18 protein-coding genes and 1 pseudogene are annotated in these 20,159 nt (G+C 39.7%); 8 read left to right on the forward strand and 11 right to left on the reverse strand.

The annotated features are described in order from the left end of the window. Positions 1–509 precede the first annotated feature (509 nt). Positions 510–1,376, reverse strand: coding sequence for a lysophospholipid acyltransferase family protein (locus ACSQ7D_RS03665; protein WP_437135418.1), 867 nt, complete (start codon positions 1,374–1,376; stop codon positions 510–512). 382 nt (positions 1,377–1,758) lie between these two features. Between ACSQ7D_RS03665 and ACSQ7D_RS03670 the strand changes: the two genes are divergently transcribed. Continuing rightward, on the forward strand, positions 1,759–2,559 hold the full coding sequence (locus ACSQ7D_RS03670; RefSeq protein ID WP_264852974.1) for a DUF4476 domain-containing protein: 801 nt from the start codon (positions 1,759–1,761) through the stop codon (positions 2,557–2,559). Positions 2,560–2,666: 107 nt separating this feature from the next. Next, complete coding sequence (gene trxA, locus ACSQ7D_RS03675) at positions 2,667–2,987, forward strand: thioredoxin (protein ID WP_002673363.1); 321 nt, start codon at positions 2,667–2,669, stop codon at positions 2,985–2,987. 83 nt (positions 2,988–3,070) lie between these two features. Here trxA (ACSQ7D_RS03675) and ACSQ7D_RS03680 read toward each other — a convergent pair whose 3' ends face one another. The 3 genes from ACSQ7D_RS03680 to greA (ACSQ7D_RS03690) are packed head-to-tail and all read right to left on the reverse strand — an operon-like array spanning position 3,071 to position 4,259. Next, positions 3,071–3,457 (reverse strand): HIT family protein, encoded by a 387-nt coding sequence (locus tag ACSQ7D_RS03680; RefSeq protein ID WP_437135419.1) that lies wholly within the window; start codon positions 3,455–3,457, stop codon positions 3,071–3,073. Between the two features lie 30 nt (positions 3,458–3,487). After that, positions 3,488–3,727, reverse strand: a complete 240-nt coding sequence (locus tag ACSQ7D_RS03685) for a hypothetical protein (RefSeq protein WP_437135420.1) — start codon at positions 3,725–3,727, stop codon at positions 3,488–3,490. 58 nt (positions 3,728–3,785) lie between these two features. Then, complete coding sequence (greA, locus tag ACSQ7D_RS03690) at positions 3,786–4,259, reverse strand: transcription elongation factor GreA (RefSeq protein WP_002673366.1); 474 nt, start codon at positions 4,257–4,259, stop codon at positions 3,786–3,788. 361 nt (positions 4,260–4,620) lie between these two features. Here greA (ACSQ7D_RS03690) and ACSQ7D_RS03695 point away from each other — a divergent pair, with 361 nt between their 5' ends. Together ACSQ7D_RS03695 and ACSQ7D_RS03700 are read left to right on the forward strand one after the other, a co-directional pair. Continuing rightward, positions 4,621–5,943, forward strand: a complete 1,323-nt coding sequence (locus ACSQ7D_RS03695; RefSeq protein ID WP_437135421.1) for a transglycosylase SLT domain-containing protein — start codon at positions 4,621–4,623, stop codon at positions 5,941–5,943. A 28-nt stretch (positions 5,944–5,971) separates the two neighbouring features. Continuing rightward, positions 5,972–6,838, forward strand: coding sequence for a geranylgeranylglycerol-phosphate geranylgeranyltransferase (locus tag ACSQ7D_RS03700; protein WP_437135422.1), 867 nt, complete (start codon positions 5,972–5,974; stop codon positions 6,836–6,838). A 176-nt stretch (positions 6,839–7,014) separates the two neighbouring features. On the opposite strand, the gene ACSQ7D_RS03705 is transcribed toward ACSQ7D_RS03700, so the two are convergent. Continuing rightward, positions 7,015–9,450, reverse strand: a complete 2,436-nt coding sequence (locus ACSQ7D_RS03705; RefSeq protein ID WP_437135423.1) for a tetratricopeptide repeat protein — start codon at positions 9,448–9,450, stop codon at positions 7,015–7,017. A gap of 75 nt (positions 9,451–9,525) precedes the next feature. Next, positions 9,526–9,723: pseudogene (locus ACSQ7D_RS03710) on the reverse strand (DUF3108 domain-containing protein); the annotation flags it as partial. Here ACSQ7D_RS03710 and trxA (ACSQ7D_RS03715) point away from each other — a divergent pair. Beyond that, complete coding sequence (gene trxA / locus ACSQ7D_RS03715; protein WP_002673363.1) at positions 9,724–10,044, forward strand: thioredoxin; 321 nt, start codon at positions 9,724–9,726, stop codon at positions 10,042–10,044. A gap of 83 nt (positions 10,045–10,127) precedes the next feature. Here the strand turns inward: trxA (ACSQ7D_RS03715) and ACSQ7D_RS03720 are convergent, their stop codons facing one another. The 3 genes from ACSQ7D_RS03720 to greA (ACSQ7D_RS03730) are packed head-to-tail and all read right to left on the reverse strand — an operon-like array spanning position 10,128 to position 11,316. Further along, the gene (locus tag ACSQ7D_RS03720) at positions 10,128–10,514 is read right to left on the reverse strand and encodes an HIT family protein (protein ID WP_437135419.1); all 387 of its coding nucleotides are present in this window, start codon (positions 10,512–10,514) and stop codon (positions 10,128–10,130) included. A 30-nt stretch (positions 10,515–10,544) separates the two neighbouring features. Next, the gene (locus tag ACSQ7D_RS03725) at positions 10,545–10,784 is read right to left on the reverse strand and encodes a hypothetical protein (protein ID WP_437135420.1); all 240 of its coding nucleotides are present in this window, start codon (positions 10,782–10,784) and stop codon (positions 10,545–10,547) included. A 58-nt stretch (positions 10,785–10,842) separates the two neighbouring features. Then, entirely contained in the window at positions 10,843–11,316 is a 474-nt protein-coding gene (greA, locus tag ACSQ7D_RS03730) for a transcription elongation factor GreA (RefSeq protein ID WP_002673366.1), read from the reverse strand. A gap of 361 nt (positions 11,317–11,677) precedes the next feature. Between greA (ACSQ7D_RS03730) and ACSQ7D_RS03735 the strand changes: the two genes are divergently transcribed. Further along, a complete protein-coding gene (locus ACSQ7D_RS03735) occupies positions 11,678–13,000 on the forward strand; it encodes a transglycosylase SLT domain-containing protein (protein WP_437135421.1) in 1,323 nt (440 codons plus the stop codon). Positions 13,001–13,028: 28 nt separating this feature from the next. After that, complete coding sequence (locus ACSQ7D_RS03740) at positions 13,029–13,895, forward strand: geranylgeranylglycerol-phosphate geranylgeranyltransferase (RefSeq protein ID WP_437135422.1); 867 nt, start codon at positions 13,029–13,031, stop codon at positions 13,893–13,895. Between the two features lie 176 nt (positions 13,896–14,071). Here the strand turns inward: ACSQ7D_RS03740 and ACSQ7D_RS03745 are convergent, their stop codons facing one another. Together ACSQ7D_RS03745 and ACSQ7D_RS03750 are read right to left on the reverse strand one after the other, a co-directional pair. Next, a complete protein-coding gene (locus ACSQ7D_RS03745; protein WP_437135423.1) occupies positions 14,072–16,507 on the reverse strand; it encodes a tetratricopeptide repeat protein in 2,436 nt (811 codons plus the stop codon). A gap of 75 nt (positions 16,508–16,582) precedes the next feature. Then, positions 16,583–17,374 (reverse strand): DUF3108 domain-containing protein, encoded by a 792-nt coding sequence (locus tag ACSQ7D_RS03750; protein ID WP_128091032.1) that lies wholly within the window; start codon positions 17,372–17,374, stop codon positions 16,583–16,585. A gap of 293 nt (positions 17,375–17,667) precedes the next feature. Between ACSQ7D_RS03750 and pbpC the strand changes: the two genes are divergently transcribed. After that, positions 17,668–20,046, forward strand: a complete 2,379-nt coding sequence (pbpC, locus tag ACSQ7D_RS03755) for a penicillin-binding protein 1C (protein WP_437135424.1) — start codon at positions 17,668–17,670, stop codon at positions 20,044–20,046. The last annotated feature ends 113 nt before the right edge of the window (positions 20,047–20,159 follow it).

Consider the following 20,159-nt stretch of genomic DNA (forward strand, 5'->3'; position numbering starts at 1 on the left):
GACTCTATCAAGTCAGCTATGGAATGGAGTATCATTAATTTCAAAGAACTTATGAATTTAATATATTATAAATCAAACATTTGTAACTCTATGTAACAGCCCTGCTCTCTGAGGGGGCAAGGGGGAGGTTCCTTTTGATTTTTCATCATATTCCCTCCTAGTGCCTATGGCCTAAGGCCTAGTGCCTTTTCTTTTTCTTTCGCCTCGAAACCCCGTTTTTAACATTTTTAATGCTGTTGTATCATAGTATGAATCAACAACTTATACACCCTTCCTATACCAATCGTCCAAGATTCGTATAAGCTTCCTATAAGCTCTCTATAAGCTAACCCCACCCTTCTTACAGCCTTTTTTCACCAAAATCCCTCTCAACTCCCTTCCGTTCTTCTCCGTTTCCTTCCGATAACTCAGATGTGTCACTTTTAGGGGTATACACTTTGCCAAAAATTCTGCCCGTGTGGCTCACACTGCCCGTGCGGCTCGCACCTCATTTGCTAATTTTCGAACTCTTATTGCATTCTCTTAAACCTATTGTGCGTCCACAGGTAAAACTCTGGTTTGTCGTAAATCTGCCTATTGATACGTTCAAAAAACATATCTGTTATCTGAAAATCCACGTATTCAGTAGGATTTTCTGCCAATACTTCAAAAGTCGTTTGGTAATAACCGCGCTTTACCTTTTCTATTTTAGCAAATACAATCACCGTATTGAGTGCCTTTCCCAAGCGTTCCGCCCCTGTAAATACAGGCACATTAAGCCCTAAAAACGGACGCCGATAGTTCTTCTTATTATTAGGAATCTGGTCAGAGGCAAAACCATAGCAATACACCCCGTGCGCATCTTTGTGTTTTTTCATCTCTCTATGCGCCGTATAGCGAGGCAAAAGGTAACTGTGGTGTTTCATTCGTATTTTTTGTAACAATCTATCAAAATACTTATTGCTCAGCGGAGTATAAAGCGCATACGACCTGTGTTCAAGAAAATAAGCCAAAGACAACAACCACTCATAACTCGCATAATGACTGCACATAATGAGGATATTACGCTCCTCTTCTTCATACTTTTTGAGCACTTCAAGATTAGGATACACCATACGCTTCTTCATCTCTTTTTCACTCATTCCGTATGATTTCACCATTTCTAATAAAGTATCACAAAAGTGATGATAAAATTTGCGTTCTATCGTTCTAAGTTCCGCTTCTGTTTTAAAAGGAAAAGCCGTATGGAGGTTCTTGCGTACCACTTTCACCCTGTATTTCAATAGAGTATAAAGTATAAAATAAAAGAAATCCGATACTCTGTAAAGAAGCCAAAAAGGCAATCGCGAAATCCCCCAAACAATAGGATAAGCAATAATATAAATTAATAAATTCATTCTGTCCCTAATTTTGTGGCAAAGTTAATAATTTAATATTATCCAAAAAAGTAAATCTGTGATTTTTGTATTTTCGCAAGGAAGGAAGTTCGTGGCAAACTTTACCAAAGTTTTAAATTGCTTGTCGTGCTACAACTTGCCTGTCGTGCTACGACTTTGGCACGAAATTCGCTATTTACTATAAAGAAGATGTAAAGTCATAAATTCCGTAAAATCCCTCACCTTTAGGTGAGAAATCCGTGAATTAATATGTTATTTACTTAAATTTATTGCCGAAGAATCCGTGAAATCTGTGAAATCCGTGCGAGATTTTAAAACATTTATCGCTTTTGCGGATTGTCCCCCTTCGGGGGTTCGGAGGCTTTTTAATCTACATACACTTATGAAAAAGTTATTATTACTTTGCTTAGGGGTTTTAACCTCAGTAAGCTGGGCACAAGAAGTAGGCTCAGCAGGTCGTTTGTTGCAAAACGAATACCACCCAAACAAACAAGCGCGCGCTGTCATTGGGCGTGGTGGTATCTCAGTAAATATCGATTGGGAATACGACTATAACGGCGGTTATGCCGAAGTCTTTATCCGTATTCCTGAACGCGACCGCTTTACAGTGAGTATAGGCGACCAAGAAATCACCAGTACTACTGGTATGTACCGCTTCTTCGACGTAACAGCTGCCCCGCAACCACTCAGCATTTGGCAAGGACGTACACTCATTTATCGAGTAACTATCAATCCCCGTAACAACACCCGTATGATAATGGACTTCTTTTCACGCGAAGGACTCTATTTGTTAGACGAAATTAGCTTGAACAACAATCAGCCCTCCTATCACGGTCGTCAATGGAATGATGTGTGGAATCGCTCATACGGTGGAGGCTATGGAGGTGCTCCTATGATGCGTCAAGGTGATTTTAATAACTTCTTTAAGATGTACAAGGACGAAACTTTCGATAAAGATAAGCTGGCTTTCTTCCGTGCCCAAAAGAATATCGTATCGTTTACCACTGAGCAAATAGGTGAACTGATGGAAGAACTTTCTTTTGACGACAATAAACTCATCATCGCACAAGAAGCCTATCCTAATGTCGTCGACCCTCAAAACTATTACCAGTTGCAAGCCAAATTCACTTTCCCATCTGGTAAAAAGAAACTATCAGAGTTCCTACAATCAGTGCGCAGATAACAAACGTTATAGTAGTATAACAAAAAACTATTACCGTGAGGTTTTGTATTTTTAATAAAGTTTGTATCTTTGCCTCAAATTTAATTACAATATAAAAACATATTAGTATGGCATTAGAAATAACAGATGGAAATTTTGAAGACTTGGTGCTTAAAAGTACCCAGCCTGTATTAGTAGACTTTTGGGCAGTGTGGTGTGGACCTTGCCGTATGCTCGCTCCCGTTGTAGAAGAAATATCTAAAGAATACGAAGGTAGAGTAGTAGTAGGCAAAGTAGATGTGGATAACAACCAAGAATTTGCTGCTAAATATGGCATTCGCAATATCCCTACCGTATTGGTATTTCAAAATGGAGAGGTAGTAGGTCGCCAAGTGGGAGTAGCTCCTAAAAAGACTTACACCGATGCATTAGACGGATTATTGTCTTAATTGCTTGTCGTGTTACAACAAAAAAGGCTATCAACAACTTATTGTAATTGTTGATAGCCTTTTTTGTATTGTCTTCTTTAAGGCTAAAACGCTTCTCTTACTTTCTGCGCAAGCGCTTTAAACTCTTCATCAGTAAGTTTTACTTTGTGTTGGAAGGTCATTTCCTCCATCTCGCTGATAGGAATGAGGTGCACGTGTGTATGAGGTACTTCAAGTCCCACCACAGCTATCCCTATGCGCTTACAAGGCACTACCTTTTCAAGAGCTTTGGCCACACGTTTTGAGAAAGCCATCAAGCGCAAGTAATGGTCGTCATCCATATCAAAAATATAGCTGATTTCTTGTTTAGGCACGCAGAGGGTATGTCCTTTGGCATTAGGGTTAATATCGAAAAAAGCGATAAACTCATCGTCTTCTGCTACTTTGTAGCAAGGAATTTCCCCATTGATAATTTTTGTAAAAATACTCATTTTTTTATTTGTTAGTTCAGGTTTTAGGACTTAGCCAATCTTTAAGTATAAACCAACAATCATAAGGGCAAGAGTAATAAATAATCCCACCACCCATTTTATGATATCTAATTTAGCTTGCGCTAAATCCTGCTTTGTTGCAAGAGTTTGTGTTCTTACATCAATTTCTGATTTTACTTTTTCAGAAACATAAGTAGTAAGAGCCTCTGCTGTCTGAGCATCAATTTTCTCACTTAGTAATTGATATAATTGAGTTACTGTAAGTGTCATAATCTGATTTGTTTAGTTTCCGCAAAGGTACAAAACATTTTTGTACTGAACAAATTAATTACCTACTTATCTCAAGAATCTCCAATTTAAGAGTGCCATTAGGTACCTTAATCTCAGCTATTTCACCTACTGATTTGCCTAAGAGTCCTTTGCCAATAGGAGAACTTACCGATATTTTCCCTGCTTTTAGGTCGGCTTCACTTTCTGCTACAAGGGTATAAGTAATCTCCATCTTGTTAGCGAGATTTTTCAATTTTACGGTAGAGAGTACAAGCACTTTGCTCACATCAAGTTGTGATTCATCGATAATGCGAGCATTAGCTACCAATTCTTCGAGTTTGGCAATCTTCATTTCCAATAAACCTTGTGCTTCTTTAGCTGCGTCATACTCGGCGTTTTCTGAAAGGTCTCCTTTGTCACGTGCCTCAGCAATAGCTTGAGAAGCACGAGGGCGCTCCACATCTTTCAGCTGATTGAGCTCATCACGAAGCTTTTTCAGCCCTTCAGCAGTGTAATATGATACTTTCTTCATAATATCCTTTTAATGTTGTTATGTTTATATAAAAATAAAAAATCCTCAAATAGTCTCTCTGAGGATTTCTGCGGGCAAAGGTAATACTTTTTTTTAAACTGACAAACTTTTTATAACAAAGTAGTACGCTTTTCTTCTTTTGATATCAAATATAAAATCACCAATATCAATTAACATAGGTTTTGTATAAGCTACCTCTTATCTAAAAATACCTTTACCCCAAAATAACAAATCTTGGCACACTTTTGGTATCAATTCAGTGAGGTTTTTGAAAAAAATAACTATATATTTGTTGCATTTCAATATTTTTAATAACTTTGTCCCCTTGCTAAATCTAAGTTAAAAAACACTCAACAATAATATGACACTTAAAAAATATACATTGGGAACTCTTTTTTGTTTTTTAATCGGTAGTTTATCCGTTGAAGCGCAGAGCTCGTTCTCCAAAGATACCATCAATCAAACTATTGCTAACAACAAACGCGAAGCTCTTCGCAAACTAAACGACAACCCTAAAGCAAGAAAATACGATGAAAAATGGCTAAAAGAACTCTCTAATTCTGATTTATTCGAGCAAATGAGTGAAGATATTGCTGCTACCCCCACCGATGTAACCTACGACGAACTTCCTACTGAAGTCCTCAAAAAACGATTAGAGAAACTTAACCAGAAAACTCCTTTCAATGTAGAGTATAATCCTATCTTGGAACAGGTAATCAAGTCGTTCCTCAAAAATCGCCGTTCTTCTTTAGAGCGCCTAATGACTCTTAGTGATTATTATTTCCCGATGTTTGAACAAGAGATGAGTAATCAAAAGATTCCTTTGGAGATGAAGTATTTAGCCATTATCGAGTCGGCTCTAAACCCTAAGGCTCGTTCGCGTGCAGGGGCTACAGGCTTATGGCAGTTTATGTACAGTACAGGTAAAGGTTATGGCTTAGAAGTAAATAACTATGTTGATGAGCGTAGCGACCCCATTCGCTCTACCAAAGCAGCTGCAAAATATCTAAATGAACTCTATAAAATATTTGGCGACTGGGATTTAGCTCTTGCCGCTTACAATTCAGGACCAGGTAATGTAACCAAAGCCATTCGCCGTTCCAATGGCAAGACTAACTATTGGAATTTGCGCCCTTATCTTCCCAGAGAAACCGCTGGATATGTACCGGCTTTCTTGGCAACTCTCTATATTTTTGAATATGCCAAAGAACACGGCTTCAAACCTCAAAAGCGCGCTAATCACGTTTTTGAAACCGATACTGTCCGCGTAAAGCAAGCTATATCTTTTAAAGACATTTCCGATATTACAGGTATGGACGTAAAAGATATTCAGTTTTTTAACCCTTCCTATCAATTAGATGTTGTCCCTTATGTTGAAGGTCGTAACTACGCCGTGCGCTTACCTATTTCCGAGATAGGTAAGTTTGTAGCCAACGAAGAGGCTATCTATGCTTACCTTAATGAAGAGAAAGCAAACCGTGAGCAACCTCTCCCTCAAGTGGTAAAAGGCGACCAATATGCAGGAGGCAGATCTTCTAAGAAAACAATATACACAGTAAAGAAAGGAGATAATTTAGGAAAGATTGCTACACGACACGGAGTAACAGTTTCTAATCTCAAACGCTGGAATCGTATCAAGGGCAGTAATATTCGTGTAGGACAAAGGCTCTCTATCTATAGGTAACGGCTAACAAGCACAAAACATACGCATAATGAGGAGAACTACCTTATTAAAGCTCATCGGGATTTTTTCGGCTGTACGAGGTTATAATATAATGATAGTATGCCTCGCCCAATATTTAGCTGCTATCTTTGTGCTTTCACATAAACCTTGGCGTGAGGTAATTTTTGACGATTCTTTACTGATGCTCGTCATTGCAGGAGCTTTGGCTATCGCAGGAGGCTATATTATCAATGGTTTTTACGACAAAGAAAAAGACCTTATCAATAAGCCCACCAAAACAATGATAGACCATCTGGTAAGTCAAAATACTAAACTCACTCTTTACTTTTTGCTTAACTTCCTTTCAGTAATTGTAGCCAGTTATGTATCATTCAGAGCAGTGGTTTTCTTCTCAGGATATATCTTCACGATGTGGCTCTATTCTCACCGTATCAAGAAGTTATTGTTTTTTGGCAACCTCACTTCGGCAGTATTAGCTATTATACCCTTCTTTGCCATCTTTGTGTATTACCGCAACTTCGAGGCGATAATTTTCGTACACGCCCTACTTATCTTTCTGCTTATCCTTATCAAGGAGTTTATTAAAGATTTACAAAATATCAAAGGAGATTTAGCTCATAACTACGCTACTATACCCGTAGTATATGGAGAATCCTTCTCCAAAAAGCTCATTACCCTAAGCGTCGTGTTGTGTGCCTTACCTATTTACGTATTACTTAATTACTTTCCCATAGGGAATTTAACCTATTTCCTTTGGTTTATGCTTATATATTTATGTATTTTTGTATGTCTTCTTTGGCGAAGTAAAGACCAAAAACATTATGCATTGCTCCACAATATGCTTAAATTGATATTAGTAGCAGGCATATTCAGCGTAGCACTTACTGTAAAATAATCTCAGTTCAATGTAACGATTTATTAATATTCAAACACTTTTGCAGTTACAGTGTTTTACCAAATTTAACTCTTTGGATAGTTACTTCTCTCTTACATCAAACTCTCGCTAAATAACAAAAAGAGCTGTCTTAATAAGACAGCTCTTTCCGCATTTATTATTTGAAAAAGGAGAGTTTACTTTTTAGCGGTAACTACTTTCAGCATATCGCAAGCTTTCTTCTCACCGTTATCACAAGCTTGTTCAAACCAATCGGCAGCTCTACTATCCGATTGTTCTATGCCTTCACCGTGATAATAGCAGTGTCCTAAACGGAATTGCGCAGGAGCATAATCCTTACGTGCAGATAATTTGTAGTAATTAGCGGCTTTCTCATACGAACGGTCTATACCATTCCCATTGTAGTAACAGTTAGCTAAGTTGTATTGTCCTTGAGCGTAATCACGTTGTGCCGACTTTTGGAAGTTAGCCAATGCCTGACCAAAGTTTTGCTTCTCAAAATAATAAGAGCCTAACTCATTAAGTGCTTCCACATTGTTTTGTTCAGCTGCTTTAGCAAGCCAATGTACCCCTTTGGTTTCATTGAGGTGTTTCATAGGTGTTTTCGGAGCGTTTTGCGCTACGGCAGGTCGTGTACTTGCTCTCACAGCATATTGCTGTTTAGCTGGGGTAACATTCTTGCCTCCTCTTTGTCTGCGAAGTAACTCAGCACGTGCTTCGGCTTCAGGACTATTAGGCTCTATATTGTGTGATGAGGTAACAGCAACAGTAGGCGTAGCGGTAGCAGCTGGCTTTTTAGGGGTTGGCTTAGGAGCGGGAGTTGCCGGTTGTGGCTTCACATCGGGTACCATTGTCATATAGTATTTCCCTAAGCTGAATTGAGTAGAAGCATCTCCTTTCTTAGCCACTCTCTCTGCCCAATAAACTGCTTTCTCATCGTTCTTATCTGGATTCTTTACTTCAAAATAATACTCCATCAAACGTTTTTGTGCAGTGGTATTATCTTGTTGTTTGGCTAATTTTTCATAGAGAGGAAAGGCTTTATCATTTTGTTTTCTTGTTCCCTTAGCATAGAAATAACCATCAGCTACTGCCAATATCACTTCCGGACTCTCTTTTGGGTCATTCTTTTCAACTATTTTATTAAGCCAATCAAAAGCGTATTTATTAGAAAGCCCAGCAGCTTTTACTGCCCACTTGCTGGCTTCTCTCATCGATTTCTTCACTCCTTTACCTTCGGCATAGCATTGTGAAAGATTGTATAACACATCGGCATACGCTTCTTCTTGTCCTTGGTAGAAGTAGTCTAACATTTCCTTTTGTGGAGTAGGTGTTTGTTTAGAAGCCTTAGTATAATATTCAAAGGCTCGTTCGAACGATTGATTGGTGTATTTCCCGTTGAAGTATAAATCACCTAATTTCTTAAGAGCTAAAAGATAATTAGCCGCAGCTGCTTTCTCGAGGTAGTCAAAGCCTTTTTTAACGTCTAACTGTCCCTCTTGCAAAAGCATATTTCCTAAGTTGTATTGCGCTGTTACATCACCTGCTTCAGCAGCTTTTTGGAAAAACTCTAAGGCTTGAGCGTTTGAGGGGTGTGCTCCTATCCCCACTGCATAACATACCCCTAAGTTATTTTGCGCTTTAGGAGTAGGATTGGTATTTACTGATTTGAGTATCCAACTGAAAGCATCTTTCGGGGAAGCATTGGTGCCTATGCCATTGTAGAAGCAAAGTGCCAACTGTGCTTGTGCTGCTGCATTGCCTTTGTTAGCGGCTTGGGTATAGTAATTAATTGCTTTCTTGTAGTATTTCCCTATAAGCGGACTGTTGCCATAGAAGTAAAAGTTTCCTAATTGATACATTGCTTCAGCATCGCCTCCTTTGGCTGCTTTTTCAAGCATTTCAATAGCTTTAGCTTCCGATTTTTCTACGCCTTTACCTTCTAAGTAAGCATCAGCAAGCATTCTTTGCGCTTCGGTATTGCCTTTATTAGCCACTTGGGTTAAACGCTTTATAGCTTCTGGGTTTGATGCATTGACTTCATATGTCCAAGAAGCTAATAGCAATTCCGCTTCCGAGTTGCCGTTCTTTGAGGCTTGTTCTGCCCAATACTTAGCCTTATTCACATCTTTAGTAACTCCTTCTCCTGAGTGGTACGCCTTAGCAAGGTCTAACTGCACTTCAGGGTTCTCTTTCTCAGCGTGCTTCTCTATAAGTGCGTAATACTTCTCTTTCGATTGCTCTACGCCTTTACCATCGCGGTAGCATAGTGCCAACTCACGTTGTGCTTCGGGGTTCCCCGCATCGGCTACTTTGGTGAGCCATTCCACTCCTTTTTGTGGTGATTTTGGTACGCCTTTACCGTTAAAATAGCATTGTGCCAACTGGTATTGTGCATTCAAATCGCCTGTCTCGGCTACTTTTTCAAGCCATACTACGGCTTCCTGATAAGAGCGCCTTACACCCTTTCCTTTAAAATAAGCATCAGCTAATTCAGTTTGTGCTTGTACATCTCCCTTCTCGGCAAGTTTGATGAGTTTTTTCACATTCGCATCTTGCCCATACGATAACGTAACAAGAAAAACAGAGATTGCTAAAAACAAGTTTTTCATAGTATATTTGTTTATTTTTGATTACTTACGCTTTGAGGCGACAAATATACGTAAAAAAATAAACTAACTACACAATTATTTCTTTTTTTTCAAATTTGTGTCATTTTTAAGATTATTAAAGCCATCAAGCTCAGCTACCAACGAACCTACACGCAACGAGGCTTTTAGCTTCACAGGCACTTTATTCTTGTCGTCGGTAATCCACATCGTGATGCTTTCTTCTTCCTTAAACACGCGCCCATCTTGTACTAACGGACAGAACTTTAAGGTATTATGGCATTAGAAATAACAGATGGAAATTTTGAAGACTTGGTGCTTAAAAGTACCCAGCCTGTATTAGTAGACTTTTGGGCAGTGTGGTGTGGACCTTGCCGTATGCTCGCTCCCGTTGTAGAAGAAATATCTAAAGAATACGAAGGTAGAGTAGTAGTAGGCAAAGTAGATGTGGATAACAACCAAGAATTTGCTGCTAAATATGGCATTCGCAATATCCCTACCGTATTGGTATTTCAAAATGGAGAGGTAGTAGGTCGCCAAGTGGGAGTAGCTCCTAAAAAGACTTACACCGATGCATTAGACGGATTATTGTCTTAATTGCTTGTCGTGTTACAACAAAAAAGGCTATCAACAACTTATTGTAATTGTTGATAGCCTTTTTTGTATTGTCTTCTTTAAGGCTAAAACGCTTCTCTTACTTTCTGCGCAAGCGCTTTAAACTCTTCATCAGTAAGTTTTACTTTGTGTTGGAAGGTCATTTCCTCCATCTCGCTGATAGGAATGAGGTGCACGTGTGTATGAGGTACTTCAAGTCCCACCACAGCTATCCCTATGCGCTTACAAGGCACTACCTTTTCAAGAGCTTTGGCCACACGTTTTGAGAAAGCCATCAAGCGCAAGTAATGGTCGTCATCCATATCAAAAATATAGCTGATTTCTTGTTTAGGCACGCAGAGGGTATGTCCTTTGGCATTAGGGTTAATATCGAAAAAAGCGATAAACTCATCGTCTTCTGCTACTTTGTAGCAAGGAATTTCCCCATTGATAATTTTTGTAAAAATACTCATTTTTTTATTTGTTAGTTCAGGTTTTAGGACTTAGCCAATCTTTAAGTATAAACCAACAATCATAAGGGCAAGAGTAATAAATAATCCCACCACCCATTTTATGATATCTAATTTAGCTTGCGCTAAATCCTGCTTTGTTGCAAGAGTTTGTGTTCTTACATCAATTTCTGATTTTACTTTTTCAGAAACATAAGTAGTAAGAGCCTCTGCTGTCTGAGCATCAATTTTCTCACTTAGTAATTGATATAATTGAGTTACTGTAAGTGTCATAATCTGATTTGTTTAGTTTCCGCAAAGGTACAAAACATTTTTGTACTGAACAAATTAATTACCTACTTATCTCAAGAATCTCCAATTTAAGAGTGCCATTAGGTACCTTAATCTCAGCTATTTCACCTACTGATTTGCCTAAGAGTCCTTTGCCAATAGGAGAACTTACCGATATTTTCCCTGCTTTTAGGTCGGCTTCACTTTCTGCTACAAGGGTATAAGTAATCTCCATCTTGTTAGCGAGATTTTTCAATTTTACGGTAGAGAGTACAAGCACTTTGCTCACATCAAGTTGTGATTCATCGATAATGCGAGCATTAGCTACCAATTCTTCGAGTTTGGCAATCTTCATTTCCAATAAACCTTGTGCTTCTTTAGCTGCGTCATACTCGGCGTTTTCTGAAAGGTCTCCTTTGTCACGTGCCTCAGCAATAGCTTGAGAAGCACGAGGGCGCTCCACATCTTTCAGCTGATTGAGCTCATCACGAAGCTTTTTCAGCCCTTCAGCAGTGTAATATGATACTTTCTTCATAATATCCTTTTAATGTTGTTATGTTTATATAAAAATAAAAAATCCTCAAATAGTCTCTCTGAGGATTTCTGCGGGCAAAGGTAATACTTTTTTTTAAACTGACAAACTTTTTATAACAAAGTAGTACGCTTTTCTTCTTTTGATATCAAATATAAAATCACCAATATCAATTAACATAGGTTTTGTATAAGCTACCTCTTATCTAAAAATACCTTTACCCCAAAATAACAAATCTTGGCACACTTTTGGTATCAATTCAGTGAGGTTTTTGAAAAAAATAACTATATATTTGTTGCATTTCAATATTTTTAATAACTTTGTCCCCTTGCTAAATCTAAGTTAAAAAACACTCAACAATAATATGACACTTAAAAAATATACATTGGGAACTCTTTTTTGTTTTTTAATCGGTAGTTTATCCGTTGAAGCGCAGAGCTCGTTCTCCAAAGATACCATCAATCAAACTATTGCTAACAACAAACGCGAAGCTCTTCGCAAACTAAACGACAACCCTAAAGCAAGAAAATACGATGAAAAATGGCTAAAAGAACTCTCTAATTCTGATTTATTCGAGCAAATGAGTGAAGATATTGCTGCTACCCCCACCGATGTAACCTACGACGAACTTCCTACTGAAGTCCTCAAAAAACGATTAGAGAAACTTAACCAGAAAACTCCTTTCAATGTAGAGTATAATCCTATCTTGGAACAGGTAATCAAGTCGTTCCTCAAAAATCGCCGTTCTTCTTTAGAGCGCCTAATGACTCTTAGTGATTATTATTTCCCGATGTTTGAACAAGAGATGAGTAATCAAAAGATTCCTTTGGAGATGAAGTATTTAGCCATTATCGAGTCGGCTCTAAACCCTAAGGCTCGTTCGCGTGCAGGGGCTACAGGCTTATGGCAGTTTATGTACAGTACAGGTAAAGGTTATGGCTTAGAAGTAAATAACTATGTTGATGAGCGTAGCGACCCCATTCGCTCTACCAAAGCAGCTGCAAAATATCTAAATGAACTCTATAAAATATTTGGCGACTGGGATTTAGCTCTTGCCGCTTACAATTCAGGACCAGGTAATGTAACCAAAGCCATTCGCCGTTCCAATGGCAAGACTAACTATTGGAATTTGCGCCCTTATCTTCCCAGAGAAACCGCTGGATATGTACCGGCTTTCTTGGCAACTCTCTATATTTTTGAATATGCCAAAGAACACGGCTTCAAACCTCAAAAGCGCGCTAATCACGTTTTTGAAACCGATACTGTCCGCGTAAAGCAAGCTATATCTTTTAAAGACATTTCCGATATTACAGGTATGGACGTAAAAGATATTCAGTTTTTTAACCCTTCCTATCAATTAGATGTTGTCCCTTATGTTGAAGGTCGTAACTACGCCGTGCGCTTACCTATTTCCGAGATAGGTAAGTTTGTAGCCAACGAAGAGGCTATCTATGCTTACCTTAATGAAGAGAAAGCAAACCGTGAGCAACCTCTCCCTCAAGTGGTAAAAGGCGACCAATATGCAGGAGGCAGATCTTCTAAGAAAACAATATACACAGTAAAGAAAGGAGATAATTTAGGAAAGATTGCTACACGACACGGAGTAACAGTTTCTAATCTCAAACGCTGGAATCGTATCAAGGGCAGTAATATTCGTGTAGGACAAAGGCTCTCTATCTATAGGTAACGGCTAACAAGCACAAAACATACGCATAATGAGGAGAACTACCTTATTAAAGCTCATCGGGATTTTTTCGGCTGTACGAGGTTATAATATAATGATAGTATGCCTCGCCCAATATTTAGCTGCTATCTTTGTGCTTTCACATAAACCTTGGCGTGAGGTAATTTTTGACGATTCTTTACTGATGCTCGTCATTGCAGGAGCTTTGGCTATCGCAGGAGGCTATATTATCAATGGTTTTTACGACAAAGAAAAAGACCTTATCAATAAGCCCACCAAAACAATGATAGACCATCTGGTAAGTCAAAATACTAAACTCACTCTTTACTTTTTGCTTAACTTCCTTTCAGTAATTGTAGCCAGTTATGTATCATTCAGAGCAGTGGTTTTCTTCTCAGGATATATCTTCACGATGTGGCTCTATTCTCACCGTATCAAGAAGTTATTGTTTTTTGGCAACCTCACTTCGGCAGTATTAGCTATTATACCCTTCTTTGCCATCTTTGTGTATTACCGCAACTTCGAGGCGATAATTTTCGTACACGCCCTACTTATCTTTCTGCTTATCCTTATCAAGGAGTTTATTAAAGATTTACAAAATATCAAAGGAGATTTAGCTCATAACTACGCTACTATACCCGTAGTATATGGAGAATCCTTCTCCAAAAAGCTCATTACCCTAAGCGTCGTGTTGTGTGCCTTACCTATTTACGTATTACTTAATTACTTTCCCATAGGGAATTTAACCTATTTCCTTTGGTTTATGCTTATATATTTATGTATTTTTGTATGTCTTCTTTGGCGAAGTAAAGACCAAAAACATTATGCATTGCTCCACAATATGCTTAAATTGATATTAGTAGCAGGCATATTCAGCGTAGCACTTACTGTAAAATAATCTCAGTTCAATGTAACGATTTATTAATATTCAAACACTTTTGCAGTTACAGTGTTTTACCAAATTTAACTCTTTGGATAGTTACTTCTCTCTTACATCAAACTCTCGCTAAATAACAAAAAGAGCTGTCTTAATAAGACAGCTCTTTCCGCATTTATTATTTGAAAAAGGAGAGTTTACTTTTTAGCGGTAACTACTTTCAGCATATCGCAAGCTTTCTTCTCACCGTTATCACAAGCTTGTTCAAACCAATCGGCAGCTCTACTATCCGATTGTTCTATGCCTTCACCGTGATAATAGCAGTGTCCTAAACGGAATTGCGCAGGAGCATAATCCTTACGTGCAGATAATTTGTAGTAATTAGCGGCTTTCTCATACGAACGGTCTATACCATTCCCATTGTAGTAACAGTTAGCTAAGTTGTATTGTCCTTGAGCGTAATCACGTTGTGCCGACTTTTGGAAGTTAGCCAATGCCTGACCAAAGTTTTGCTTCTCAAAATAATAAGAGCCTAACTCATTAAGTGCTTCCACATTGTTTTGTTCAGCTGCTTTAGCAAGCCAATGTACCCCTTTGGTTTCATTGAGGTGTTTCATAGGTGTTTTCGGAGCGTTTTGCGCTACGGCAGGTCGTGTACTTGCTCTCACAGCATATTGCTGTTTAGCTGGGGTAACATTCTTGCCTCCTCTTTGTCTGCGAAGTAACTCAGCACGTGCTTCGGCTTCAGGACTATTAGGCTCTATATTGTGTGATGAGGTAACAGCAACAGTAGGCGTAGCGGTAGCAGCTGGCTTTTTAGGGGTTGGCTTAGGAGCGGGAGTTGCCGGTTGTGGCTTCACATCGGGTACCATTGTCATATAGTATTTCCCTAAGCTGAATTGAGTAGAAGCATCTCCTTTCTTAGCCACTCTCTCTGCCCAATAAACTGCTTTCTCATCGTTCTTATCTGGATTCTTTACTTCAAAATAATACTCCATCAAACGTTTTTGTGCAGTGGTATTATCTTGTTGTTTGGCTAATTTTTCATAGAGAGGAAAGGCTTTATCATTTTGTTTTCTTGTTCCCTTAGCATAGAAATAACCATCAGCTACTGCCAATATCACTTCCGGACTCTCTTTTGGGTCATTCTTTTCAACTATTTTATTAAGCCAATCAAAAGCGTATTTATTAGAAAGCCCAGCAGCTTTTACTGCCCACTTGCTGGCTTCTCTCATCGATTTCTTCACTCCTTTACCTTCGGCATAGCATTGTGAAAGATTGTATAACACATCGGCATACGCTTCTTCTTGTCCTTGGTAGAAGTAGTCTAACATTTCCTTTTGTGGAGTAGGTGTTTGTTTAGAAGCCTTAGTATAATATTCAAAGGCTCGTTCGAACGATTGATTGGTGTATTTCCCGTTGAAGTATAAATCACCTAATTTCTTAAGAGCTAAAAGATAATTAGCCGCAGCTGCTTTCTCGAGGTAGTCAAAGCCTTTTTTAACGTCTAACTGTCCCTCTTGCAAAAGCATATTTCCTAAGTTGTATTGCGCTGTTACATCACCTGCTTCAGCAGCTTTTTGGAAAAACTCTAAGGCTTGAGCGTTTGAGGGGTGTGCTCCTATCCCCACTGCATAACATACCCCTAAGTTATTTTGCGCTTTAGGAGTAGGATTGGTATTTACTGATTTGAGTATCCAACTGAAAGCATCTTTCGGGGAAGCATTGGTGCCTATGCCATTGTAGAAGCAAAGTGCCAACTGTGCTTGTGCTGCTGCATTGCCTTTGTTAGCGGCTTGGGTATAGTAATTAATTGCTTTCTTGTAGTATTTCCCTATAAGCGGACTGTTGCCATAGAAGTAAAAGTTTCCTAATTGATACATTGCTTCAGCATCGCCTCCTTTGGCTGCTTTTTCAAGCATTTCAATAGCTTTAGCTTCCGATTTTTCTACGCCTTTACCTTCTAAGTAAGCATCAGCAAGCATTCTTTGCGCTTCGGTATTGCCTTTATTAGCCACTTGGGTTAAACGCTTTATAGCTTCTGGGTTTGATGCATTGACTTCATATGTCCAAGAAGCTAATAGCAATTCCGCTTCCGAGTTGCCGTTCTTTGAGGCTTGTTCTGCCCAATACTTAGCCTTATTCACATCTTTAGTAACTCCTTCTCCTGAGTGGTACGCCTTAGCAAGGTCTAACTGCACTTCAGGGTTCTCTTTCTCAGCGTGCTTCTCTATAAGTGCGTAATACTTCTCTTTCGATTGCTCTACGCCTTTACCATCGCGGTAGCATAGTGCCAACTCACGTTGTGCTTCGGGGTTCCCCGCATCGGCTACTTTGGTGAGCCATTCCACTCCTTTTTGTGGTGATTTTGGTACGCCTTTACCGTTAAAATAGCATTGTGCCAACTGGTATTGTGCATTCAAATCGCCTGTCTCGGCTACTTTTTCAAGCCATACTACGGCTTCCTGATAAGAGCGCCTTACACCCTTTCCTTTAAAATAAGCATCAGCTAATTCAGTTTGTGCTTGTACATCTCCCTTCTCGGCAAGTTTGATGAGTTTTTTCACATTCGCATCTTGCCCATACGATAACGTAACAAGAAAAACAGAGATTGCTAAAAACAAGTTTTTCATAGTATATTTGTTTATTTTTGATTACTTACGCTTTGAGGCGACAAATATACGTAAAAAAATAAACTAACTACACAATTATTTCTTTTTTTTCAAATTTGTGTCATTTTTAAGATTATTAAAGCCATCAAGCTCAGCTACCAACGAACCTACACGCAACGAGGCTTTTAGCTTCACAGGCACTTTATTCTTGTCGTCGGTAATCCACATCGTGATGCTTTCTTCTTCCTTAAACACGCGCCCATCTTGTACTAACGGACAGAACTTTAAGGTATTAACCGTACCAAAATGTGTCTTTACTTTTTCGCGACCTAATAGTTTTAGTTTGAACTTGTACACCTCGTCATCATCAAAAATCATATCCATAGATATCTGCCCCCCTACTTTCATATTTTCGATATTAGGGTGATGACGAAGTGCATAGAACGCTGATATTACATCTTGTAAACCTGGCTGAAAGTTTATTTCGGTAATATTGCCGTTTTCTACATTGTTTATTTTTACCTTATTGCTAGTATGATTAAAATACATTTTGAGGTATTTAGTGTATCCTCCTTCGTAAATATTTCTTATAAAAAGTCGTGGTTTGCCATCTGTTATGCCAAAATAACTCTCATAAGTATCATCTACTTTGAAAAATATACGTGCCAAACCAGTAGTGGCACCTTTACCCACTGCGTGAAACACCTTTTCGCCGTTATACATCTCTTCATTAACTGCCATTGTAGCAATGCTGGCGTTAAATACACCATATTTTACTTTAAAACGCAACCATTCTCCTCCTTTGAAAGGTAGTTCAGCAGTTTGAGCCCCTACTATGGGGCTTACTAATAACGAAAAAAAGACAATAACAATACTTAAATGTTTCATATATTAACGTGTTAATCTGTCAATAAGACAATAAATTAATGTGCCAAAGAGCAATTAACGTGCCACTTTTCAACAGCCTTGTGACTTCCATCTCATTTTTTTATGTTACATTTGCCCGATTTTTTATAGGTTATTCGTGTTATGATAGCGTTGATCAATAGTATTTCAATATATAACACTAATTATAAATCCCTTCGTGGATTGTCTCCTTTCGAGGGCTTGGGGGCTTCCGCGTAATCCGTGAGAGACTTTAAATACTCTTTGTCAAAGTCTCTTAGGCTTTTACAAAATCCGTGACGCAAAAACAATTGAAAAATAAAATTTTACATATCCTTTTCTTAACAAAGCAAAAACTCCGCCACCACCCTATCAAAACAGCGATAGCAGTGCTATGTTTTGTGTGGTATGCTTTCTGTCTACCTCGTCAGCTCTTCCCACAACCTTATGCCACGGTGTTGGAAAGTAGCGAGGGTAAATTACTTGGGGCTAAGATTGCAAACGACGGACAATGGCGTTTTCCTGAAGTAGACAGTGTGCCCTACCGCTTTAAAATGTCGGTATTACAGTTCGAAGATGCTCATTTTTATTACCATTGGGGGGTAAATCCCATATCGGTAGTCAAGGCTCTCTATCGCAATGTGAGTAGTGGTAAAGTACAGCGCGGGGGTAGTACGCTCACCCAGCAGGTGATACGCATCGCTCGTGAGCACCAACAGCGCACTTATTTTGAGAAACTCATCGAAATGATATGGGCTACCCGCTTGGAGTTCCGTTATTCTAAGGAGAGTATTCTCAAACTCTACGCCTCTCACGCGCCCTTTGGTGGCAACGTTGTGGGACTCGATATGGCAGCCTGGCGTTACTTTGGTGTCGCTCCTCATCAGCTCTCGTGGGCACAATCGGCTACATTGGCAGTCCTCCCTAATGCACCCAGCCTTATCTTTCCTGGTAAAAACCAAGAACGTCTCTTGCAGAAACGCAATGCGTTGCTTTACAAACTCCTCCTTAAAAATATCATCGATAAAGAAACATACGATTTGGCACTTCTCGAACCTCTTCCTGCTGAACCTCACCCTATTCCACAACTCGCGCCTCACCTACTTATTTTTGCTTCTAAAACCCAAGAAGGTGAGCGCATTAGCTCTACGGTGTCGTTAAACTTGCAAGAGAAGGTAAACAGCCTTATAGCAGGGTATTACACCCACTACTCGCAATCTGAAATCTATAATATGGCAGCTTTGGTGGTAGAGGTAAAAACACGAAAAGTGCTCGCCTACGTAGGCAATACCCCTACCGATACCGACCATCAAAAAGATGTGGATATCGTGCACGCACCTCGCAGTACGGGCAGTGTGCTCAAACCTTTTCTCTATGCAGCGATGTTGCACGAGGGAGAACTCCTTCCCACCCAGTTAGTACCCGATGTTCCTACTCAAATAGGAGGCTATTCACCTCAGAATTTTAGCAATAGTTTTGAAGGTGCTGTCTCTGCCGATATGGCTTTAGCCAAATCGCTAAACATTCCGTTTGTATGGCTCTTAAAGCAGTTTACTACCTATCGTTTCTACGATGTGTTACAACACTTGCAACTGAAAAACATCAACCGCCACCCCGACCATTATGGTCTTTCCATTATCCTCGGAGGTGCCGAGAGCAATCTGTGGGATTTGGCACAGGCGTATACCAATCTGGCTTCGGAAACGGAAGTCTTTGCGCGCACTCAGCACTATCGTACTAAGGAATTTCAGCACTTGCGTTATACCGATACTGCCCCCTTAGATTTCGGAAAAAACACTCGCGAACTACCTACACTCAGGGCGGGAGCGCTCTACAAGATGTTTAGTGCAATGAAGGAAGTGAACCGCCCTACCGATGATATAGCGTGGCGCTACTACGAGTCGTCGCGCAAGATAGCGTGGAAAACGGGTACCAGCTTTGGCAATAAAGATGCCTGGGCGATTGGTGCTACACCTCAATATGTGGTGGCTGTGTGGGTAGGCAATGCCACAGGCGAAGGACGTCCCACCCTCACAGGGGCTACCTATGCCGCTCCGGTGATGTTCAGTATCTTCAACGCCCTCCCTCCTACTTCGTGGTTTTCAGAACCCTTAGACGACCTGCGCGAGGTATCCGTCTGTGCCAATTCTGGTTTCCTTGCCAAACCCGAATGCCCTAAGCAAACAGTACTCAGCACTCTCGCTCCTAAGGAAGCGGGGCAATGTCCTTATCATAAGCTCGTACATCTCGACCGTGACGAGCAGTACCAAGTAAACACCTCGTGCGAGTCTCCACAAAACATTGTAAACAAAGCGTGGTTCGTGTTACCTCCCGTAATGGAATGGTATTACAAACAGCAACACATTCACTACAAGCCACTTCCCCCCCTACGTCCCGATTGCACACAAGGTAATCTGCAAAGAGGCTTGGATTTCGTTTACCCCAAACACCAAAGCGTACTCTACACCACTAAAACTTTTGGAGGCGAGCAACAACCCTTTATAGCGAAGGCTGCCAATCGCGAAGGCAAGGTTTTTTGGTATTTAGACGATACTTTTCTCGGCACCACCGAAACCTTTCACGAAATGAATATCTTTGCCCCCAAAGGTAATCACACCCTGCGTATCATCAACGAAAAAGGCGAAGAAAGAGCCATTACCATCATATGCCGATAACCCAATTTACCTATTTGCTAATTTGCTAATTTATCAATTTACCAATTTATATCCGTCTTCCCCTAATTGTCTGTTGTTCTACAACCTTTGGCAAAGTTAAATATATTAAACCT

The organism is Capnocytophaga sp. G1920 (genome assembly GCF_051417515.1).

Bases quoted from the DNA above. Each gene is read 5' to 3' on its own strand.
- ACSQ7D_RS03665 (WP_437135418.1), bottom strand. From the start codon at position 1,376: ATGAATTTATTAATTTATATTATTGCTTATCCTATTGTTTGGGGGATT.
- ACSQ7D_RS03670 (WP_264852974.1), top strand. From the start codon at position 1,759: ATGAAAAAGTTATTATTACTTTGCTTAGGGGTTTTAACCTCAGTAAGC.
- trxA (WP_002673363.1), top strand. From the start codon at position 2,667: ATGGCATTAGAAATAACAGATGGAAATTTTGAAGACTTGGTGCTTAAA.
- ACSQ7D_RS03680 (WP_437135419.1), bottom strand. From the start codon at position 3,457: ATGAGTATTTTTACAAAAATTATCAATGGGGAAATTCCTTGCTACAAA.
- ACSQ7D_RS03685 (WP_437135420.1), bottom strand. From the start codon at position 3,727: ATGACACTTACAGTAACTCAATTATATCAATTACTAAGTGAGAAAATT.
- greA (WP_002673366.1), bottom strand. From the start codon at position 4,259: ATGAAGAAAGTATCATATTACACTGCTGAAGGGCTGAAAAAGCTTCGT.
- ACSQ7D_RS03695 (WP_437135421.1), top strand. From the start codon at position 4,621: ATGACACTTAAAAAATATACATTGGGAACTCTTTTTTGTTTTTTAATC.
- ACSQ7D_RS03700 (WP_437135422.1), top strand. From the start codon at position 5,972: ATGAGGAGAACTACCTTATTAAAGCTCATCGGGATTTTTTCGGCTGTA.
- ACSQ7D_RS03705 (WP_437135423.1), bottom strand. From the start codon at position 9,450: ATGAAAAACTTGTTTTTAGCAATCTCTGTTTTTCTTGTTACGTTATCG.
- trxA (WP_002673363.1), top strand. From the start codon at position 9,724: ATGGCATTAGAAATAACAGATGGAAATTTTGAAGACTTGGTGCTTAAA.
- ACSQ7D_RS03720 (WP_437135419.1), bottom strand. From the start codon at position 10,514: ATGAGTATTTTTACAAAAATTATCAATGGGGAAATTCCTTGCTACAAA.
- ACSQ7D_RS03725 (WP_437135420.1), bottom strand. From the start codon at position 10,784: ATGACACTTACAGTAACTCAATTATATCAATTACTAAGTGAGAAAATT.
- greA (WP_002673366.1), bottom strand. From the start codon at position 11,316: ATGAAGAAAGTATCATATTACACTGCTGAAGGGCTGAAAAAGCTTCGT.
- ACSQ7D_RS03735 (WP_437135421.1), top strand. From the start codon at position 11,678: ATGACACTTAAAAAATATACATTGGGAACTCTTTTTTGTTTTTTAATC.
- ACSQ7D_RS03740 (WP_437135422.1), top strand. From the start codon at position 13,029: ATGAGGAGAACTACCTTATTAAAGCTCATCGGGATTTTTTCGGCTGTA.
- ACSQ7D_RS03745 (WP_437135423.1), bottom strand. From the start codon at position 16,507: ATGAAAAACTTGTTTTTAGCAATCTCTGTTTTTCTTGTTACGTTATCG.
- ACSQ7D_RS03750 (WP_128091032.1), bottom strand. From the start codon at position 17,374: ATGAAACATTTAAGTATTGTTATTGTCTTTTTTTCGTTATTAGTAAGC.